The following is an 18,828-nucleotide window of genomic DNA, read 5'->3' as shown; positions in this document are numbered from 1 at the left end:
TGGAATATTGGTTAAACAAAGTGTGGGACATGCCGTCTCCGGGAACGTCCCACACTCTACACTTTAAAAGTAGCTACTTTTAGTGAGCACCTGCTGCATAGGCAATAAGGCCAAAAATGAACCATCCGCATGCGGCAACAAACCCTATAGAGCCCAGCACGATACCAGTAATTGCCATACCTTTACCGCTAGCCAGTTGCTTTTTAATCTTCGACAAGCCAATCGCACCGCAAACAACGGCACCGATACCAAGCAACCACCCAAGGATTGGGATAAAGCTAATCAGGAACGCAAGAATACCGAGAACCAAAGCTGTAATAGCCAGAGCAGCGCTAGGATTCGGCTGGTAGCCCTGCATGGGCGGCGGTACTGGCGCACCCTGCGGAGGCGGAGCCGGGGTAAACTTAGGCGCATCAGCAGACCCATTGTTAGAGCTAAAATTTTCAGACATGCAGTCAGTCTCCTTTGGTTGATTGTTCTCTCCACTTATGGGGTGAAGGTACCCTCCATTATACGGTACAACGCATCTTTCGCACTGGTATCCTCTGAGCTATACCGTGGACCCTTTATAGCTTCGCTCTCCCTTTACCAACGAGTTAGCCACCAAGGTTGCGGTAGCGCATGGCGCGCGCCGCTTCCAACGTATCTTGCCTCTCCCGAAGGGCCTGGCGTTTATCATACTCGCGTTTACCGGTGGCAAGGGCAATCTCAACTTTTGCCCGACCATTACTGAAATACAGTTTAAGCGGAACCACAGTATAGCCGGTCTCCTTCAGCTTCTGTCCCAACCGGTTAATCTCGGTACGATGCAGCAGCAGTTTACGGCGGCGGCGAGCAGCATGATTCGTCCATGTACCATACCCGTATTCGGCAATGTGAATACCTTCAAGCCACATTTCATTACCGTTCACTTGGCAGAAGCCATCAGTAATGGAGGCGCCACCGTCACGCAACGACTTCACCTCAGTGCCCATTAGCACAAGGCCTGCCTCATATGTCTCAACAATATTGTAGTTATGCCGTGCTTTTTTATTCTGGGCAATAATTGAATTATTTGGGTCTTTAACGCCCTTCTTTTTCTTCTGAGCCATCATATCCTCTAGCTGTATGTTCCTCATGCGACGCGCCTGAGCGCCGCTACTATTCCTTACCCGCAGAACGGGATGATGCACGCCACCGGATACCCGCATCAATAAACGCGTTCAGCCCACCATCGAGCACGTTCGCAGTATTTCCCTCTTCATAACCGGTACGCAAGTCCTTCACCATCTGGTACGGATGCAGTACATAAGAACGCATCTGATCCCCCCAACTCGCTTTAATATCCCCAGCGAGTTCCTTCTTTTTCGCGTCCTCTTCTTCCTTACGCAATAGAAGCAGTCGTGACTGCAGCACACGTAGAGCGGCAGCGCGGTTCTGCAGCTGCGATTTCTCGTTCTGCATCGACACCACGATACCCGTAGGGAGGTGAGTCATGCGAACCGCAGAATCGGTGGTATTCACCGACTGCCCGCCAGGGCCAGACGAGCGGAACACATCCACCTTAATCTCTGCCTCAGGAATCTCAATAGCGTCAGTCTGCTCAATGAGTGGCACCACCTCCACCGCCGCGAAGGAAGTCTGGCGTCGCCCTTGATTATCGAACGGGGAGATACGAACCAGCCGGTGCGTCCCAGCTTCAACCGATAGGCGTCCAAAAGCGAACGGGGCATTCACCTCAAACGTCGCCGACTTCAGCCCGGCTTCCTCAGCGTAAGAGGTGTCAAGCAATTTCGTCGGGTAACCGTTCTTTTCGGCCCAGCGCAGGTACATACGCAGAAGCATCTCAGCAAAATCAGCAGCATCTACCCCGCCAGCCCCCGAGCGGATCGTTACCACAGCCTCACGCTGATCGTATTCGCCTGATAGCAGCACGAGTACCTCTAGCTCTTCAAGCTTGCGGCGGATGCTCACACATTCAGTACGCGCCTCGCTCAGAAGCTCCTGCGCACTTTGCGGGTCCTCCGCTTCGGCGAGCTCAACCATGACTTCAACATCGTCAATACGCGATCCCAACGATGTTAGGCGGTTCAGCTCAGCTTGCTTATGCGACAGGGCGCTTGTTACCTGTTGCGCAACCTGCGGATCGTCCCATAGCTGCGGGTCGGCGGCACGTTCCGATAATTCCGCAATGGCACGTTCAATACCCTCAAGGTCGCTCACAGTGGCGATTGAGGCGTAAACAGCGCGCAGTTCCCTAATTTCAGCAGAAAAATCGAAAGATGCCATAGCCCTTAACAGTAGCGCGAAAATCCCTGAAAGTCTCACCAGAACAGTATTATCACTGCGAAACGCACAACGCGTATTGCTAGGCAAAACAATAAGATAACGCTCCCCTAGCCTCACTCTGAATAATTCGTGGGCCGTATTCCTCAAAAACTAAGGACTCATATGTACAATCTAGTTTTTGGGCGTGTTACATCCACTGAGCTTTGATTTGTTGAGTCTCAGCCCGTAGTCTAAGGGTACGTATTCACATTGAACCAATAAGATTGAGGCGCTTCCGGGCCTGACCATGTGGGTGTATTTTCTGCCGCCTGTTGTGCACGGGGCCTTCTGATGCTAATGAAGGGGAGAACTCTCGTGATGGTAGAACTGAACGCTGACCGTATTGTTCCGCGTCGTCGTGCGCTGCTGCTCGCTGGTGTGGGGTTAGGGTCACTGGGCCTTGCGGCCTGTGGTGGTGGGAATAAGGCGGCTGAGCAGGAATCCAGCAGCTCCAGTTCTGCTTCAGAGACACCTCAGGACAGTGGTAGTGCTAGTCCCTCTGTCTCCGGTGAGGCTTCTAATACCCCTGACCCTAGTTTTTCGAAGGGGTATTCCGGTGGTGAGAAAGCCCCTGAGGGGAAGTATGTGATGGCGGATTATCGGGGTCCTGCGCAGAATGTTCGTGTGCCTGCCCGTCCTGATGAGAGTTATAAGGTGAATTCTTTGGAGGGCTTGAAGAAGTCAGTCTTTGCTTGGGTTGAGTGGAGTAACTATGGGATTCAGACTGGGGATTTTGATGTTGCTCGTCAGTTTGTGTCGAATGAATTCACCGAAGAAATAGAACGCTATGATTACTATACTAAGCTCTATCAAGAAGGGGGCTGGATTATAGATGGTATAGATGTTTTTGAGTTTCATGGGGATGATCCCGTAATGAAAGATGATGGTACATACCTGTGGGAATTTTACCTGAAGTGGATTAAACAGATTGAAGTTCAAGGCAACGGACAATGGGATGTTCAGGAGAATGATCGTCATGATGATGATACCTTCTATCTGCATATTCGCCATACAGACACTGGGTGGAAAATTCTCGGGCTGTCCCCATTAACCGGGCAGAAGGATACGAGCCAAGAGAAAGAGTAATAGGGAAGAGCCTGTTTCTCTAGCACTCTTTAGACTGGGTTTATATTAACCCGAGAAAGACAGATAATCATGAACTATATGCCCATGCCTGATCCGAGTATGTTCACTCGCCGTCGTGCACTGTTGCTCGCTGGTACGGGGCTAGGAGCTGTGGCTTTTACCGCCTGTGGTGGTGCTGGTAATACTGAAGGGCAGGCGGGTTCTTCGTCTGAGGCTGGTTCGTCGACACCGCAGACTTCGTCGCCTGAAGCTTCTGCCTCTGGCGGCAGTGATACATCAGCAACCCCTACCCCTGTAGGGGAAACATTTAGTAAAGGGTTCTCAGGTGGTTCGCAGGCACCGGAGGGTGAGTACCGTCCTGCTGATGATAAGGGCCCGGCACAGAATGTTCCCAAGCCTCAAGAGCCTGAGGGTATGAACCTTGAAACCCCGGAAGCGTTTTTTAAGTTTATTGAGTATTGGAATGAGCAGCGTAATTATGCTCTTCAAACAGGGGACGTGAAGGGGTACGCGCATATTACCTCGGGTGCTTATACCAAGGAACTTCAAGCTATCGCTTATATGAAATCTGTGTATGAGAAAGGAGGGTGGATAATCGGAGGTATTCGAAAAATCTTTTATGAGAAAGATAGTTTTGAAAAAGTGTCGGGGAAAGATTATGAATATTCTCTCCTGGGTCGTACTGTTATTCCTCCTACACTAATATTTGATAATGAGAGGCGCACTATTCGCACGGAGGATTTCACTGAACAAAATAAATATAGTGTGGAGTTTAAGATTGTCTACACTGGAACCGATTGGTTGATGCGCGAGGTGCAAAGTATTGTCAAATTCGATAAATAAAAGTGTTAAATTGAGGGTTACTCATTAGGTGTTACTGTATTCAGAAACCTCAAATGAATGAATAACCTTCTCGCTATACTGACACTACCAGATTTCGTTCCCTCAGATTGAGTATGTCCAATCTAGAGTCACACCTACTGCGCGCCCCAAATGCCCTGCCTCAGCTGCTGCTGGCCGATACAAAAGCGTTATATCGGTTCTAGCCAGCAGAGGCACTACGCTTTTAGCTCCCCCAGCTCATCGAATACGAGCTCACCGGGACCACCCCATTACCGATAGGGACCAAAGGAAGCCGCGCATTAACGGATACATCAACCCGGATCGTATCGTTCGACCCACACGAAGAGCTGCATGATAACGCCACCGAAATATCCGACGCAGCCACCCCATAATCCTGAGCCACCAGGGTCGCCAGCTCATTCGCCTGGGCCTGCGAGAGGCTCTGCTCCTTAGGCAGCTCCCGAACATACTGCGCCACCTGGGCGCTTGCCGAATGGGCAGCCATCACCGAGGCCTGCAGGCTAAAAACCGTCAAAACCCCATACATAATGGGGATAAGCAAGGTAATGCCCAACCCCAGGAACTCCACGATTGCGCTTCCCTCATCGGGGCTTTGAGAAGAAGCCGCCCTCTTGCGGCGTCCCCAGCGGGTACGCGCACACACTGCCTTAAGGGAGAGGATCTTCACGGCACCACGCACTCGCGCACTACTCTTCTGTTTGGACTGGGTATACCGCATGAGCCTTCACCGATAATGAATTAGGTAACCCGAAAGGGCCGAGCACCGGAAGCGGCGCCGAAACGTTCACCTCAAGCACTCGAGCCCCCGCAGAGTTAAAACTTTCGCTGTACGAAACATTCTGTGCATAGTTACCGGGGAGCGAACCGCGAATAATCTCAGAGGTACGGTCAACACTCTCAGAAGGGTTACGGTCGTGCAGAGTGCCGTACCGTGCCCCAGCACTGGCCGCATCCAGGAGCAGGTTACGCACATAAAAAGCATACGAAACCTGCAAAATAGCCACAGTAATCAGTGCTAACAGGGCCGAGACCATCACAAAATCGGTGCTCGCATCCCCACGGTCTGCATCTGCTCCGGTGCCCTCTTTGCCCCTTCTACAGGTCACACACTTGCCACAGGCACGCATGACCAGTTAGCGACCGACCTTTGCGATAGCGTCATTAAACATAGTGGTCAGAGCAGGCTGAGCGACTGCCAAGATAGCAGCAACCAGAACGGCGCTCATCATGGTGATCATCACCCAGCCGGGGACGTCGCCCCGCTCAGGATCATCAGAGCCTGAACGGGAACCGAAAACACGACCCGCCACCAGAGCGGTCATCGCTAGTGCAGTCAGCAAAGCCAACGAAGTACGAATACGGCGGAACATTGTCCTCTCCTTTACTGCTAGAGAACCCCGTGCGGGGCCAAATGGTACAGGTTATTGCCTCTAAATAGTTAGATGCAACAGCGATAGTCCGGGGAATATCGCAAAAACTACGGTCAACGGAAGGATGAAAAACACCACGGGTGCGAGCATCGCGATCTCTTTCTTACCGGCGGTTTCCATCAGTTCACGTTTAGCGTTATCGCGGGCATCCTGGGCCTGTGCGCGAAGCACATCAGCCAGCGGGGTACCGCGTTCAATAGCCACTGCCACGCCGTCCACAAAACGGTTCAGTGCAGGCACCTGGGTGCGCCTCGCAAAATCATAGAGGGCAGGCAGTAACCCCGACCCGGTGCGGGTCTGCGCCAGAATATCCGAGAATTCACGGGACAGCTCTCCGTTAGAGGTGCGGCAGATACGTTCCAAAGCGCCCAAAGCCGACTCACCAGCTGTCACCGACAAAGCCATAAGCTCAGCCAGCGCGGGGAACTCGGTAATCAGCATCTTCTCGCGCTTTTTGATCCTCTCCCCCAGCCACCAGTCACGGGCCATAAACCCACTCACACCGCACACTGCGATGAGAACAATACCAGCGGGTACAGAAATACGCTCTTGAATGACGCCGATAACAGTCAACGCACTCATCATTCCCACGCCAGCAAGAGCCCACAGAAGCTGCTCCGCCCTGAATTTACTCACGTTCTCGTCCTCGCCCGCACGGCGCAAACGCTCCCGCAATGACTCATCGGTCATCGACGAATTCCGCATCCGCGAGGTAATGCGGTCAAGCATCGGGCCAAAGAAAACCAGCAGAACCGCCCCCAAAGAGGTGGGGGTTTCCTCGGTCTCCCGCGAGAGGCTTTCGCGCACAGTCACTGACCGCATCTGCGGGGCAATACGCTCAGCAAACCCTGAGCGCCGTGACCGCACGAACGTGCTAATCACAAGCCACAGGCCCGACCCGAGAAGTAACCCCAGGAGGATGTACAGGCTTCTCATACAAACACCCTCTTTTCACTCGGCAAAGTACCGATACGAAGCATCAGGCGATAAGCAATCCACGAAAGCACAACGCCGGAAAGCATAAGAATAAAGCCAGCCCACGAATTATAGACGGTACGCACAGCAGGCTGAGTGGCCATCAGCATGAGCACCACCCACGGTGCAACACACGCGAGCTTCGCGCCGTTCACCGTCCACGACTGCCGCGCCTGAAGCTCCGCCCGGGTACGGGAGCTCTCACGCAAAAAATCACTAAGAGTGCCCAGCAGACGTCCCAAATCGCTACCGCCCACTTCACGAGCAATCTTCAACGACTCAATAATGGTGTCTGCAACAGGATCCGCTAAGTACTCTTTCAAACGGTTCAGCGACGGGATAAACTCGCCACTTGCCCGATAGTCTGAACCAAACCGCGCAAATGCATCACGCAGCTCCTCAGGGCCACGGTACGACAGCTGCACCAGCGCTTCAGGAAGAGACAGGCCCGCACGGATAGCCGAACGCAAGTGATCCACCGCATCAGGCCACTGCTCCCACACCTTAGCTTCACGCGCCTGCGCGCGGCGAGACACAACAATGCGAGGAAGATAGAAACCAGCCACCGAACTTAATAACGCCAAATTCAGCAGGGAGGTGACCGCAAAAATCACGAGTGCCGTAATAGCTGCAGAACCAACACTAAGCCACATAAACGTCCGAAGACTCAGTGAATGCATACCAGCTTTACGCAGCATGATTACCATCTTTGGTTCACGATTCGGGCGTTCCTCACCGGCAGGAACAGGCCAACACGACCACCACAGCAGAAACGCGCCAGCCCCCAACAGCAACCCTAAAAGGACGTTCACAACTACCCCGCCTTCGCCATAGCCAGTATCCGTTCCGGAGCATGCCCGGCACGAGCCCACCGCTCAGGGTGAGGCAGTTCAAGGGCGGTGCACACCATACGGCCTTCCTGGCGCACAAACAGCGGTGACATCTCAATCACACCGTTCTCAACGCGACCGCCAAGCATGTAAATCTCCTCGACCCGGCGGTACCCGCGTGCATCACGTTCACAGTGCACAATCAAATCGAAGCAGCTGGCAACCGTGGGAACCACGAATGCCGAGGAAATATTCTCCCCCGCCAGCAAAGGCAGGGTACAGATCTTCGTCACGGCGTCCCGTGCCGAGTTTGCGTGGATAGTGCACATCCCCGGAAGACCAGCGTTAAGAGCGATGAGCATATCTAAAGACTCCGCCTCACGAACCTCACCAATGATGATGCGGTCTGGGCGCATACGAAGTGCTTCTTTCACCAGCCGACGCAGCGAAATAGAGCCGGTTCCTTCAAGGTTGGCTTGACGGCACTGCATACCCACAACATCGCGCAGGGGAACCTGTAATTCAAAAATTTCTTCGCAGGTAATAACCCGCTCACGCGGCGGGATCGATGCGGACAGGCAGTTCAACATGGTAGTTTTACCAGCCTGAGTAGCGCCAGAGACTAAAATATTCATGCCGCTTTCAACAGCCGCATGTAACAAACCCGCAGCACCAGCACTCATAGATCCAAGCTTCACGAGGTCGGGCAGCCTGCGGGCACGCACAATAAATTTACGGATGTTAATACTGGGGTGGCTACGGGTCACGTCAGGAATAACAGCATGCAAACGTGACCCATCAGGTAAGGATGCATCCACGAACGGAGACGAAAGGTCTAAGCGTCGACCGGAAGGTTTCAGCATGCGCTCCAGCAGATGGTTAATATTGTCAATATCTAGACGTAGACCCGTCAGCTCACTCTCCCCCGACCGAGCCACAAAAATCTCATCAGGGGCGTTAATCCAGATTTCCTCAATACTGTCATCATCCAGGAAACGCTGCAGCGGGCCAAAACCACAAATATCATCCGTTAAATAGCGGATAGCATCTGCAGCATCATGAAGTACCGGTAAGGATGCGCGCAGCATCCGGCGATCATAGTCTGCAACTGACGCCTCAATAATCGACACAACTTCATCGCGCGACGTGTACGGGTCTAGTTCACGCGCGCGAATCTGCTCACGCACATGCTGCGCGATCAGTAAGTAGCTCTCGTATGATGTGCCGGAAGCTGAGCGGTTATCATACGGAAGAGTAGCTCTGGAGCTCTCCATGGTTGGTCTCCCGCTTACGATGAGGTTGATGTACGGTGATGTGATTACTGTACATAGACTACCCCTAACGGCGAAGATTTATCAAACCAAAACCATTCATTAGCTCACAAATTTAGGGAACTGAAATATCTGAGGACATACGTAAAGGCCCGCTCCCCCATAGGAAGCAGGCCTCTACATATGGCATGAGACACGGCGTAGAGCTATCCGCGGATGATCTTCACAGCCTTATCAATAGTTCCATCGAAACGCAGGTTACCCTGCTCCAGTACCACACCGCGTTCGCAGATTTTCGATACCAGGTCCAAGTCGTGGCTCACTACAACGAGGGTCTTACCGTCAAGGCACAGTTCTTTGATCTTCTGGATGCATTTCTTCTGGAACGGTTCATCACCGACCGCCAGAATCTCATCCACCAGGAAAATATCCGGGTTCGTGTGAATAGCGACTGAGAAAGCTAGACGCAGATACATACCTGACGAATAGAATTTCACCTCGGTGTCGATAAACTCGCCGATCTCGGAGAATGCGACAATATCATCGAATGCCGCATCAATCTTGGATTTCGACATGCCCAGAATGGCACCGTTGAGGTACACATTATCGCGCCCCGTGAGGTCCGGGTGAAAACCGGCGCCAACCTCAATCAACCCAGCGATATCACCACGGGTCATTACCTTACCTTTGTCGGGCTGCATCACACCCGAGATGAGCTTTAGCAGAGTGGACTTGCCCGAACCGTTAAGCCCCAGCAAGGCTACACGTTCGCCCTGCTGGATATCGATAGTCACGCCGTTGAGCGCGTTGAATTTCTCCGACAGGTCGCCTTTACGGCCTTTCATCAGCCACACGAAGGCTTCCTTCATGGACCGAGTGTGCCTGAGCACGAAGCTTTTGACGAGGTTATCCACCCTAATGACCACTGGTGCGTTAGGGTCAATAGGGGGCAGCTGCATCTTCTTAATCTTCATGCGCTTATCAGAGCTCCTGGGCGAAGTTACCCTCAAACTTACGGAAGAGGAAATCGCCAATCAGAACGGTCAGAAGAGACACACCAATAGCTACCGGAGTCCAGAAGCTAAACAGGTGCGGAACAACCTGTGAGGTGGGGGCAAGCTTGTCATGATCCGTGAGGGTAGGGTGCCAGAACGCATAGTGGAAAAGTTCCACCGCCACAGTGAGCGGGTTCATCATAAACAGATTAAAGACCCACGGATACAGGGTGTCGCGCACCAGCGCCCAGGAATACAGCACCGGAGACAGCCAGGTGGCCACCATCAGGAACATATCCACCAGGTTTTCCGAATCACGGAAAAACACATTAGCGACGCCAAAGATAAGCCCCAACCCGTAAGAAAGCAGCATGACGATGAGCATCCCGGCGACAACGGACGCAATGTTCAGCACACCGGGTTTCCAGCCGCTGAATATACAGGCGATGAGCATCACCACGATTTGAGGCAAGAAATGAATGAGAGCAACCCACACCGTCGAGAGCGAGAAAAGCTCACGCGGCAGGTAGATCTTACGAATCAGTGCGCTATTGACCACCATGGCCCGCGCGCCGTTACCAAACCCTTCCGAGAAGAAGTTAATAACGATCATGCCCGCGAACAGATAAATAGCGTAGTTGTGCATACCCCGCTCAAGGCCCAGGAAAAGGCCCATCGCAATATAGAACACTCCGAATTGGATACCCGGCTTAATATAAGACCATAGGATACCCAGCACGGAACCGCGGTAACGCACCTGGATTTCCTTATCAACCAGCAGCCTTAACAGGTACCGGTTTCGGATAGCGTCCAGAATACCCCTACCGCGCCCGGGGGCTTTAAAGGGTTTGGTGCTCAGATCATTCATCATCGCTTCAGTTCAGACTCCGTATGTTTAGCGAACGTCTCAGCCCACGCCTCATAGGAGGCTACGCTGGCCGATGCGTTCCGGTAGCGTTCACGTAGCGTTGGCCACTCCTTCAAGAGCCTAGCATGTAGCTTAGTTGCATCAATCAGTTTAGAGCGCACCTGCTTAGGGTCGCGGCGGTACCAGAAAAGCCCGGTTCCCTCCGCGTTAGTGGCCAAAGCCGAATCAAACCTCGACAAGGTCCACCAGTTACTCTCACCATAATTGAGCTGAATCTGTGGATGCGATTTCAACTCGCCCGTCATAGGTTTAGTCAGCTGACGGCGCAACGTGTTCATGGTCCACGGAACCAGCTTCTTATACCCGGGCGATTTGAAGTTACGACGGCCCCGGAACGGCGGTTTCTTGTTCTTAATGGTGGGGAAACTATCGACGTCAGTCTTCACCTGCGATTCGGGGTACTCAGCCGCCATCGCACGAATCTGCGGCAGGCGGGCAGAGAGCGACTCGTGTAGGTGCTCCGGCCCGGACAGCAGATCCTCAAGAGCCATCAAGCGGCCGGCCTCAGTATAGTACTGCATTGACAGGGTGTGCTTCACATCCAAAAAGAGGGAATCCAGCATCACACGGCCGCCCTTATCAAACGGAGAATGCAGAAGTGCCGTAATCAGGCGGTTACGTTCATGATAGTAGGCCTGCCAGCCGACAGAATCGTCCTTATCAGTCCAGGACACATGCCACACACCAGCACCGGGGAATGAGACTGTGGGGAACCCGGCCTCTTTCGCGCGCAAACCATACTCTGCATCATCCCACTTCAAGAACAGCGGAAGCGACAGACCGATCTCATGAATCACGGCGGTGGGAATAAGGCACATCCACCAGCCGTTATAGTCAACATCAACGCGGCGGTGCAGCCAGTGCGTGCTACGCAGGTTGCTGCGGCCCAGATCGTGACCCATGACCATATCATCGTAAGGCTTGTCGTAGAAGTTACGCCACGGATTAACAACCTCGCCGTAGGCATGCAGCACCGACCGGTCGAACATATCAAACATATGTGCGCCCACAATGGTGGGGTTTTTGCAGTAGTTTGCAAACGTCACCATGCGCAGGATGGACTCAGGCTCAACAATCACGTCATCATCCAGCAGCAGCACATAGTCGCTGCCGTTATTCACGGCCTCAAACATGCCACGGGAGAAACCGCCCGAACCGCCCAAGTTACCCTGATTAATAATGCGGAATTTACCGGCGAGCGGCTTAACAACTTCCTCAAAATCGGGGTGGTTCTGCACCTTTTTATTTCCTTGATCAACGATCAGGAACTCGTGCACAGAATCAAAAATCTCGGGGCTTTCACCCAGTGTGCGAATATTGTTAATACAGTACTCAACCTTGTTCATGGTAGTGATCTGCACGGTTGCCTGGCCAGCGTTTACATCAGCGCGCGGCTCAATATCACCCAGCCAGTTAGCCTCAATCAGCTCAAGGTCGGTGGTGCCCGAAAGATCGAACCAGTACCATCCACCGTCGCCAAATGGGGCTAACGGAAGCTGGAAAGTCGTTTCTGCTGATCCGGACAGCAGCTTAGCGTCCACACGCTGAATAACGCCGCGGCCGTTAGATTTATACACCACGACCATACCTTCACCACTGGTACGTACGCTCAAAACCACCTGTTTCAGGTCGGTCCACCGGCGCCAGTATGAGGCAGGAAAAGCGTTAAAATACGTCCCGAAGGAGAGGTGTTTACCGTCGCCCACCGTAATAGAGCGGCGCCCCGTCAGGTTACGGGCGGCGTTAGCAGATGCAGCGAGCGCGGGCGCGTTAAGGGTCTGTGCGTCGGTAGCCTCTTTAAGGCTTGTGGCCGCATCACTATCGAAACGGGTAGGAAGCTGCACACCGGTGGCGGCGCCAGCATCCACATACAGGGGTACCACATCGGTTTCCACCGCACTGGGGAAGATCACGCGCTGTAAGGTTTTTAAAGTTTTTTCCTCAGTCGTCATTATGCGTCCACACCGCCGGATTCGATCGTGGCGCCCTCAGCAAAATGCGGGCGGATCTTATTGTCGAACATCGACAGCGCGGATCCGATAGCCATGTGCATATCGAGGTACTTGTAGGTGCCCAGGCGTCCGCCGAACAGCACGTCCTTCTCGCCCTTAGCAAGATCGCGGTACTTCAGCAGCTTCTCACGGTCCACGGAGGTGTTCACCGGGTAATAAGGCTCGTCTCCCTTATTGGCGAAACGTGAGTACTCGCGCATGATCACGGTCGCGTCCTTGGTGTAGTCGCGTTCAGGATGGAAGTGTCGGAACTCATGGATACGAGTGAAGGGAACGTCAGCATCCGGGTAGTTCATGACTGAGCATCCTTGGAAGTCCTCAATAGGCAAGACTTCTTCTTCCAAATCAATGGTGCGCCATGACAAGTCACCTTCGGTGTAGTCAAAGTAGCGGTCCACCGGGCCGGTGTAAACCACAGGAACCTGGCCCAGCACTTTCTCACGCGAGTATTCGTGATCTCCCGAGAAGAAATCGGTATTCAGCCGCACCTCAATATTCGGGTGCGCTGCCATACGCTCCAGCCAAGCAGTGTAACCGCCCACCGGCAGCCCCTCATACTTGTCGTTAAAGTAGCGGTTGTCATAGGTGTAACGCACCGGCAGTCGGGAAATAATGGAGGCAGGCAGCTCCTCCGGCGGGGTCTGCCACTGCTTAGCGGTGTAGTGCTTAATGAATGCCTCATACAGAGGGCGCCCAATCAGCGAAATGCCCTTATCGTTGAGGTTCTGCGGATCAGTACCGGCCAACTCCCCGGCTTGTTCAGCAATGAGTGCTTTCGCTTCAGCCGGTGAATATGCAGCGTTAAAGAACTGGTTAATAGTACCCAGGTTAATGGGCATCGGGTACACCACACCATCGTGGCGGGTGTATACGCGGTGCACGTAATTCGTGAAATCGGTGAAACGGTTCACATACTCCCAGACACGTTCGTTGGAGGTGTGAAACAGGTGCGCGCCATAGCGGTGCACCTCAATGCCGGTCTGCTCTTCGTTCTCGCTGTATGCGTTACCACCGATATGAGAACGGCGGTCCAACAGTGCCACCTTTAAACCAAGCTCAGTTGCGGCCTGTTCGGCAATGGTCAGGCCAAAAAGGCCCGAGCCGACAACTACGAGATCAGCAGTCAATTTCTTCTCCTGTAAGTCATGGGAAACCCGCACGCAAACTACGAATTTACCAGTTTAACGGCGCCTAGAGCCAGGCGTAACCACGGCCTTCAGCGGCGCAGCAGCACCTTCTAAAGACGGATTTAATCATATCTAAAGTTACCTGATATCCGCACCCATTGCATATTTGCATCGTATTTTTTCGGCCTCCAAAAAAGAATCCGGGACGGGCATAGTCTGCACCGCCTCCGTATTCACAGTTTGTAATATTTACGGCATTTAGACAGCATCGAATCGCAAAATATGTGGATAACTATGCTTAATGGTCACAATAGGTATTTTTATCCACAATATACGATTACATCTCTTGATTTATACTTTGACATGTTTTGAGATTATTACATGAAGTATTCGTTGTTTCTTGCCGATGCACCCCGCGCCCTGGGGAAACCCGATTACCCTTCCTACCCGCAGCTGCTCTCCGTTGAGTGCGCTGCGGGTTCTCAGGCACGCCAGCTTGCCCAAGCGCTGCCTCATTCGGCCCTGACCGTGGCCGGTCGTCCGCTCGAAACCCTCACCGTTGGAGCGACTCCGCTGACTCCCGGAGCATGCCTCGAGCCCGGCCGCACACAACTGACCCAACCAGCGGCAGTCAGCACGCTCTATGTGCTCCGAGGCCCTGATGCGGGGCATGCCTACCCCATACCGCGCGGGCACACACACATCGGACGCTCACAGAAAAACAACCAGGCGGTTGCCCTCAACGACCCCTATCTAGCACCCAATCACGGAACCCTGGTGGTGGATGGCTCAGGGGCACGTCTCATCCTTTCTCACCCACCCCGCAGTAAAAACTTGGCTGCCTTACCCCTGCCCCACGGGGTACTGCCCGGCGCGAGCAACAATAAAGAACAAGAAATACGGTGGAATGAGCCTTTCATAGTGGGTTCATCTACCTGTCTTCTCACCGCTCCCGGGCAGAGCCCGGCTTTACCCCAGAGTACCGGCTCCCCCTTTGAACCAGTCACTTCTCACACCCAAGCCGCACGTAAACTCGGCACGCTCATTATCATGGTGTGCCTACCGCTAATTATTGGTGTGGCAGTGGCAACGCTCACCGGGATGTGGATGTTCCTGCTCATGTCATTAGCCTCATCAGCCTTAATGCTGTTACATATGCTCAGCGGTCGAGGCGAAAACAAACGCGCCCAGCGAGAGGTTCACAACTCCGGCGAGCGTGAGAAATTACGCGCCGAAGGGCTCACCCCGGCTGGAGCCCGCCCATTTATTCCTGCCGCCGACCAGTCTGCTGCTGCGGCGATCGTGCTCGGGGTAGGCCCGCGCCTGCCATTTGTGAGCGGACGTAATCTGAATGTCTCTTCCCTTCAACCTCATAAGCGGGCCCCTCATTACGTTCCGGTTCCCACGGCCGCGTTACCGCACGAGTTGCATCTAAAGCCTGAGCATCTGCACGCCTATCTGGTGCAGCTGGTGGCGGTCTACCCTGGGGAGATTATCGTATTAGCCCCCGCATCCGCAGCAACAGTTGTGCGTGATGCGTTGGTATGCCTTGGAGTTCACGAACGGGTGCGCCTGTGCGTTAGTCCTGAGCAGATCGCTGAAGCACTGGCAGTAACAGTTCCTGAGCCTCAGGAATCTTTCTTGCCAAGCTCACAGCCTGCAGCCATTCCCCCGCTGTTTATTTCAGCGGGCGTGCCGCGCGGTGGTACAGGTGTTTTCCCCACAAGGGCTGCTTTGTGTATTGTGCATCCTCACGATACAGCTCATGTTCCGGTGCTAAATGGTGCGGCACTGTCTTTGCAGACCGTTGGAGAGTACCAGCAAAGTATCTCGTATGTGCGCTCGGGGCCTGCCCCGGCCGAGCTGACCTCTGCCGAGAGCGTGGGGCAAGTACATCCGTTAGAGCTGAATGATTCTTGCGCTACAGCGGATGGGTTAAGTATTGCCCAGTATGTTCGTGCGTTGGGTGCATTAGCGGGTAGCGGGGAGTCTGATACTGTCGCTGAGGCCACGGATGCAGCTTCGGTTCATAGCAGGTCGTTGCGGCTTTCTGAGCTGGATTCTCTCAATGGGGAAAATGCTCACGCAAACGGTATTGACCCGATGGGGCTACTCTGTGAGGAAGCAGCAGCCCGCTGGGCTATGAACCGCTACTCCCCTGACCTGTACTGTCTGCTGGGTTCGGCACCGGGCGGGTACCTTGATATGGGGCTGTCTGAGCATGGTCCCCACTGGATTGTGGGCGGCACCACCGGTGCGGGTAAGTCGCAGTTGCTGCGTTCTTTGATTCTGACCGTGGCGCTGCGTTACGGCCCGGAGAGGCTGGGGCTGATCTTGGTGGATTTTAAGGGATCTGCTGGCTTGGGTCCGCTCGCACAGCTGCCGCAGACTTTGAGTATGCTGAGCAACTTTGATGTGTCTGCAGTGCACCGTGCTCTTGAGTTTTTGCGGGCCGATGTGCGCCGCCGCGAACGTGATTTGCTGAGCTTGGGGGTGAACTCGTACCGTGATTATTTGCGTTTGTGCGCAGCCTCAGGTGAGATTCCTGCGTACCCGGAATTGGTGATTGTGGTTGATGAGTTCCGCATGTTGGTTGAGTCGATGCCGGATGCTATGAACGAGCTGATGAGAATTGCGACGATTGGCCGTTCATTGGGTCTGCACCTGATTCTGGCAACTCAGCGGCCGCAAGGCAGTATTTCACAGGATATTCGAGCAAATATTGCCAGTAATATTTGTTTGCGTGTCTCTTCGGGGCAGGATTCATTTAATCTGGTGGGTCATGAGGGCGCGGCGAGTATCCCTGCCTCTTGCCCGGGCGCAGGGTATGTGCGTCTGCCGGATGGCCAGAACCTGCCGTTTAGGGCTCCGCTGGTTGATGCTCTCCCCAGTAATACGGTTCAGGCCCCGTTCGCGGCGCAGCTGTTACAGGATGGCGCATGGGTTCCGCTCATTAGCCCGGTAGCACAGCAGGACGCGTCCGACGATTCTCAAGGTGAGGATGCTCAATTAAACCGTGCCGTGCAGCTCATTCGTGAGGCATTTGAGTCCTACGCTGTCTCTGCGGGGGATTATCAGCCGATCCCACAAGAGCTGGCGGCCCATACGGAGCTGACCGTTTCTTCCCGTGAGTTTGAGTACACACTGGGCGAGCTGGAGATCGCGCGTTATGGTGTGCGCCAGCCGCGTACGTGGGGGATCTCCTGTGGTGCATCTGCAGCTAGTGGGGCTGAGCAGGAGGAGGCTGCGGGTGCGCTGGCTGTGTTAGGGGCGGTAGGTGAGCGTTCAAACCTTTTGAACGCGCTGCTGGCCCAGGCTGCTCAACGCGGGGAGCGCATCATTGTGTTGACTGCCGATTCTGGGTTGCACCGGCGTTTGGCGTGCGCTTACGCGGAGGGATGTGAGGTGTTTGATGCCCTGGTTGGCCCTCATGAACTGTCACATTTACAGTACTGTTTGCAGCAGTTGCGTAGCGGCTACACGGTGCCAGGCCGTGAGGGGCAGCAGGATGGTGCGCTGGTGGTTGTTGACGGGCTGGATTCGTGGCTTGAGCTTCTCATGCGCCTGCCGCAGGTTGAGGGCCAGCTGTATGATCTGCTGGCGCAGGGGCATCGTTACGGGTACCGTGTGGTGTTTACCAGTGCACTTTCACTTCGTGGACGTTTCGCGTCGGTGGCGCATTCGACGTTGTTGTCTCGACGGTTTGTTGAGAATGACCTGATGCGCAAGACAGTGAAGAACTACCCAGTTCCGGCGCAGGGCCATTTTGCGGTGGAGGGAACGTTAAATACCGATTTAATTGGGGATGAGCCGCTGGAGGCTTCGGTATTGAGCCCGGTAACTTTGAGTTCCTCGGAGCTTACCAAGTTATTGCAGGATACAAGCGGCAGATCGCATCGGGTGCGGCCTCTGGTGCAGTTCCCTGAGGGAATCTCACTTCCTGCTCAGGATGCGGTGCTGGACGTTCACCGGAAGAGTCCTGGAGCTCTATTGTGCGGGTATCAGCGTGATGGGTCAGCGGCTCTGATTCATGCGCCGCAGGGAACGTTTGTTCCGGTGCCTGGTGCGCGTTCTTCTGGTAAGAGTACGTTTTTGCAGAACCTTGGTTCACTGAACCCGCAGTATGGTGTGCTTCATATTGCGGGGGCTAATAATCCGGATGCGCAGCAGCTTCGTGAGACCTTTGAGAATGTTCCTCACCCGGAGCGGGTGATCCTGGCAGTTGATGATGTGCCGTATATTTCTGCGGCTACCCAGCAGGTGTTACTAGAGTTTGGGCGTAAGTTCCGGGCCGGGTTTATTGCTTACACCCCGTACACACGGTGGCTTTCGTCGCCGGTGTTGGCGTCTTTGTCAGGGTGTTCACGAGCGGTTGTTATTAATCCGCGGACTGCTGCCGATGGGGAGATTTGTACGCTTTCAGAGCTTCCGCTTGATCTGTACACGGAGGGTACTCTACCACCGGGTCGGGCGGTTGCGGTAGATGCTGGGCGGGCTACCGCCTGCCAGTTACCGAGTGCCGTTTAAGGTCTGCTTCGTCTGCTTCGGTTGTTTCGTGCAGGTACTGGCTGGTTGCCGGGAGGAATACGGCAACCAGTGCAGTACCGGAGAGGAGTAATAGCACTGTGGGAATGATGATAAAGGAGAAAGGTGCATGGTCTGCCCCAACCACACTGCGGTAGGAGAAGTAGCTGTATATATTTGAGGCATTAATGAAGCTGGCACAGGCGTGAATCAGGGCCATGGGGGTGCGGGCTGTTCGTTTTCCCCGATAAAACCTGAGGGCAAAGAATAAGATTATGAGGCCAAAGAAAGCCTGGATAATACCGCCGACGAGGCGTTCTTGAACGGCTCGGGCCGCATCACCAAAGAGCGGGTCTGCGACCCCCCGGAAAAGCAGATACACAGCTTCTACGGTTGAAAGCCCCGCCACGAACAGAACGCTCAGGGGCGCTTTGGGGTTCACAGTCGTCTTCGGGGTGGCCATAGTCATCCTTTGGTCG

General features: G+C 54.1%; 17 protein-coding genes. 3 read left to right on the top strand and 14 right to left on the bottom strand.

The window, feature by feature from the left end; translation table 11 throughout:
* Positions 1-79: 79 nt before the first annotated feature.
* The 3 genes from D8M23_RS01235 to prfB form a co-directional block, all read right to left on the bottom strand.
* Entirely contained in the window at positions 80-451 is a 372-nt protein-coding gene (locus D8M23_RS01235; RefSeq protein WP_126853217.1) for a DUF4190 domain-containing protein, read from the bottom strand.
* A 145-nt stretch (positions 452-596) separates the two neighbouring features.
* Positions 597-1,091 carry an SsrA-binding protein SmpB gene (gene smpB, locus D8M23_RS01230; RefSeq protein WP_037235281.1) on the bottom strand — a complete coding sequence of 165 codons (495 nt, stop codon included), beginning with the start codon at positions 1,089-1,091 and terminating at the stop codon, positions 597-599.
* 49 nt (positions 1,092-1,140) lie between these two features.
* On the bottom strand, positions 1,141-2,268 hold the full coding sequence (gene prfB / locus D8M23_RS01225) for a peptide chain release factor 2 (RefSeq protein ID WP_126853215.1): 1,128 nt from the start codon (positions 2,266-2,268) through the stop codon (positions 1,141-1,143).
* Between the two features lie 357 nt (positions 2,269-2,625).
* On the opposite strand from prfB, the gene D8M23_RS01220 reads away from it, so the two are divergent.
* Together D8M23_RS01220 and D8M23_RS01215 are read left to right on the top strand one after the other, a co-directional pair.
* Complete coding sequence (locus D8M23_RS01220; RefSeq protein WP_238693764.1) at positions 2,626-3,393, top strand: DUF6318 family protein; 768 nt, start codon at positions 2,626-2,628, stop codon at positions 3,391-3,393.
* A gap of 69 nt (positions 3,394-3,462) precedes the next feature.
* The gene (locus D8M23_RS01215; protein WP_126853211.1) at positions 3,463-4,236 is read left to right on the top strand and encodes a DUF6318 family protein; all 774 of its coding nucleotides are present in this window, start codon (positions 3,463-3,465) and stop codon (positions 4,234-4,236) included.
* A gap of 223 nt (positions 4,237-4,459) precedes the next feature.
* Here the strand turns inward: D8M23_RS01215 and D8M23_RS01210 are convergent, their stop codons facing one another.
* The 10 genes from D8M23_RS01210 to glf form a co-directional block, all read right to left on the bottom strand.
* Positions 4,460-4,975, bottom strand: a complete 516-nt coding sequence (locus D8M23_RS01210; RefSeq protein ID WP_238693720.1) for a pilus assembly protein TadE — start codon at positions 4,973-4,975, stop codon at positions 4,460-4,462.
* Entirely contained in the window at positions 4,944-5,363 is a 420-nt protein-coding gene (locus D8M23_RS01205; RefSeq protein WP_094757710.1) for a TadE/TadG family type IV pilus assembly protein, read from the bottom strand. Before D8M23_RS01205 ends, D8M23_RS01210 begins: the two co-directional genes overlap by 32 nt.
* 27 nt (positions 5,364-5,390) lie before the next feature.
* Positions 5,391-5,627, bottom strand: a complete 237-nt coding sequence (locus tag D8M23_RS01200; RefSeq protein ID WP_006889161.1) for a hypothetical protein — start codon at positions 5,625-5,627, stop codon at positions 5,391-5,393.
* A gap of 60 nt (positions 5,628-5,687) precedes the next feature.
* Positions 5,688-6,623, bottom strand: coding sequence for a type II secretion system F family protein (locus D8M23_RS01195; protein WP_126853209.1), 936 nt, complete (start codon positions 6,621-6,623; stop codon positions 5,688-5,690).
* Complete coding sequence (locus D8M23_RS01190; protein WP_126853208.1) at positions 6,620-7,474, bottom strand: type II secretion system F family protein; 855 nt, start codon at positions 7,472-7,474, stop codon at positions 6,620-6,622. Before D8M23_RS01190 ends, D8M23_RS01195 begins: the two co-directional genes overlap by 4 nt.
* Positions 7,475-7,476: 2 nt before the next feature.
* Positions 7,477-8,766 carry a CpaF family protein gene (locus tag D8M23_RS01185; protein ID WP_006889225.1) on the bottom strand — a complete coding sequence of 430 codons (1,290 nt, stop codon included), beginning with the start codon at positions 8,764-8,766 and terminating at the stop codon, positions 7,477-7,479.
* 203 nt (positions 8,767-8,969) lie between these two features.
* Positions 8,970-9,737, bottom strand: a complete 768-nt coding sequence (locus D8M23_RS01180; RefSeq protein ID WP_126853206.1) for an ABC transporter ATP-binding protein — start codon at positions 9,735-9,737, stop codon at positions 8,970-8,972.
* A 7-nt stretch (positions 9,738-9,744) separates the two neighbouring features.
* The gene (locus D8M23_RS01175; RefSeq protein ID WP_037235268.1) at positions 9,745-10,626 is read right to left on the bottom strand and encodes an ABC transporter permease; all 882 of its coding nucleotides are present in this window, start codon (positions 10,624-10,626) and stop codon (positions 9,745-9,747) included.
* Positions 10,626-12,638 carry a glycosyltransferase gene (locus tag D8M23_RS01170; protein ID WP_126853204.1) on the bottom strand — a complete coding sequence of 671 codons (2,013 nt, stop codon included), beginning with the start codon at positions 12,636-12,638 and terminating at the stop codon, positions 10,626-10,628. Before D8M23_RS01170 ends, D8M23_RS01175 begins: the two co-directional genes overlap by 1 nt.
* Entirely contained in the window at positions 12,638-13,825 is a 1,188-nt protein-coding gene (glf, locus tag D8M23_RS01165) for a UDP-galactopyranose mutase (protein WP_006889160.1), read from the bottom strand. The genes D8M23_RS01170 and glf overlap by 1 nt, the downstream gene beginning before the upstream one ends.
* 381 nt (positions 13,826-14,206) lie before the next feature.
* On the opposite strand from glf, the gene D8M23_RS01160 reads away from it, so the two are divergent.
* Complete coding sequence (locus D8M23_RS01160; RefSeq protein WP_126853202.1) at positions 14,207-18,352, top strand: FtsK/SpoIIIE domain-containing protein; 4,146 nt, start codon at positions 14,207-14,209, stop codon at positions 18,350-18,352.
* On the opposite strand, the gene D8M23_RS01155 is transcribed toward D8M23_RS01160, so the two are convergent.
* Positions 18,321-18,812, bottom strand: coding sequence for a hypothetical protein (locus D8M23_RS01155; protein ID WP_006889163.1), 492 nt, complete (start codon positions 18,810-18,812; stop codon positions 18,321-18,323). The genes D8M23_RS01160 and D8M23_RS01155 overlap by 32 nt on opposite strands.
* Positions 18,813-18,828 lie beyond the last annotated feature (16 nt).

The sequence above is a fragment of the Rothia sp. HSID18067 genome (genome assembly GCF_003989445.1).
Taxonomy (GTDB): domain Bacteria; phylum Actinomycetota; class Actinomycetes; order Actinomycetales; family Micrococcaceae; genus Rothia; species Rothia aeria.
The sequence above is the reverse complement of the archived record's forward strand: the minus strand, read 5'-3'. Positions and strand labels throughout refer to the sequence as shown.

Excerpts from the sequence above, each read along its gene's own strand:
- D8M23_RS01235 (WP_126853217.1), bottom strand. The coding sequence starts at position 451 with ATGTCTGAAAATTTTAGCTCTAACAATGGGTCTGCTGATGCGCCTAAG.
- smpB (WP_037235281.1), bottom strand. The coding sequence starts at position 1,091 with ATGGCTCAGAAGAAAAAGAAGGGCGTTAAAGACCCAAATAATTCAATT.
- prfB (WP_126853215.1), bottom strand. The coding sequence starts at position 2,268 with ATGGCATCTTTCGATTTTTCTGCTGAAATTAGGGAACTGCGCGCTGTT.
- D8M23_RS01220 (WP_238693764.1), top strand. The coding sequence starts at position 2,626 with ATGGTAGAACTGAACGCTGACCGTATTGTTCCGCGTCGTCGTGCGCTG.
- D8M23_RS01215 (WP_126853211.1), top strand. The coding sequence starts at position 3,463 with ATGAACTATATGCCCATGCCTGATCCGAGTATGTTCACTCGCCGTCGT.
- D8M23_RS01210 (WP_238693720.1), bottom strand. The coding sequence starts at position 4,975 with ATGCGGTATACCCAGTCCAAACAGAAGAGTAGTGCGCGAGTGCGTGGT.
- D8M23_RS01200 (WP_006889161.1), bottom strand. The coding sequence starts at position 5,627 with ATGTTCCGCCGTATTCGTACTTCGTTGGCTTTGCTGACTGCACTAGCG.
- D8M23_RS01195 (WP_126853209.1), bottom strand. The coding sequence starts at position 6,623 with ATGAGAAGCCTGTACATCCTCCTGGGGTTACTTCTCGGGTCGGGCCTG.
- D8M23_RS01185 (WP_006889225.1), bottom strand. The coding sequence starts at position 8,766 with ATGGAGAGCTCCAGAGCTACTCTTCCGTATGATAACCGCTCAGCTTCC.
- D8M23_RS01180 (WP_126853206.1), bottom strand. The coding sequence starts at position 9,737 with ATGAAGATTAAGAAGATGCAGCTGCCCCCTATTGACCCTAACGCACCA.
- D8M23_RS01175 (WP_037235268.1), bottom strand. The coding sequence starts at position 10,626 with ATGAATGATCTGAGCACCAAACCCTTTAAAGCCCCCGGGCGCGGTAGG.
- D8M23_RS01170 (WP_126853204.1), bottom strand. The coding sequence starts at position 12,638 with ATGACGACTGAGGAAAAAACTTTAAAAACCTTACAGCGCGTGATCTTC.
- D8M23_RS01160 (WP_126853202.1), top strand. The coding sequence starts at position 14,207 with ATGAAGTATTCGTTGTTTCTTGCCGATGCACCCCGCGCCCTGGGGAAA.
- D8M23_RS01155 (WP_006889163.1), bottom strand. The coding sequence starts at position 18,812 with ATGGCCACCCCGAAGACGACTGTGAACCCCAAAGCGCCCCTGAGCGTT.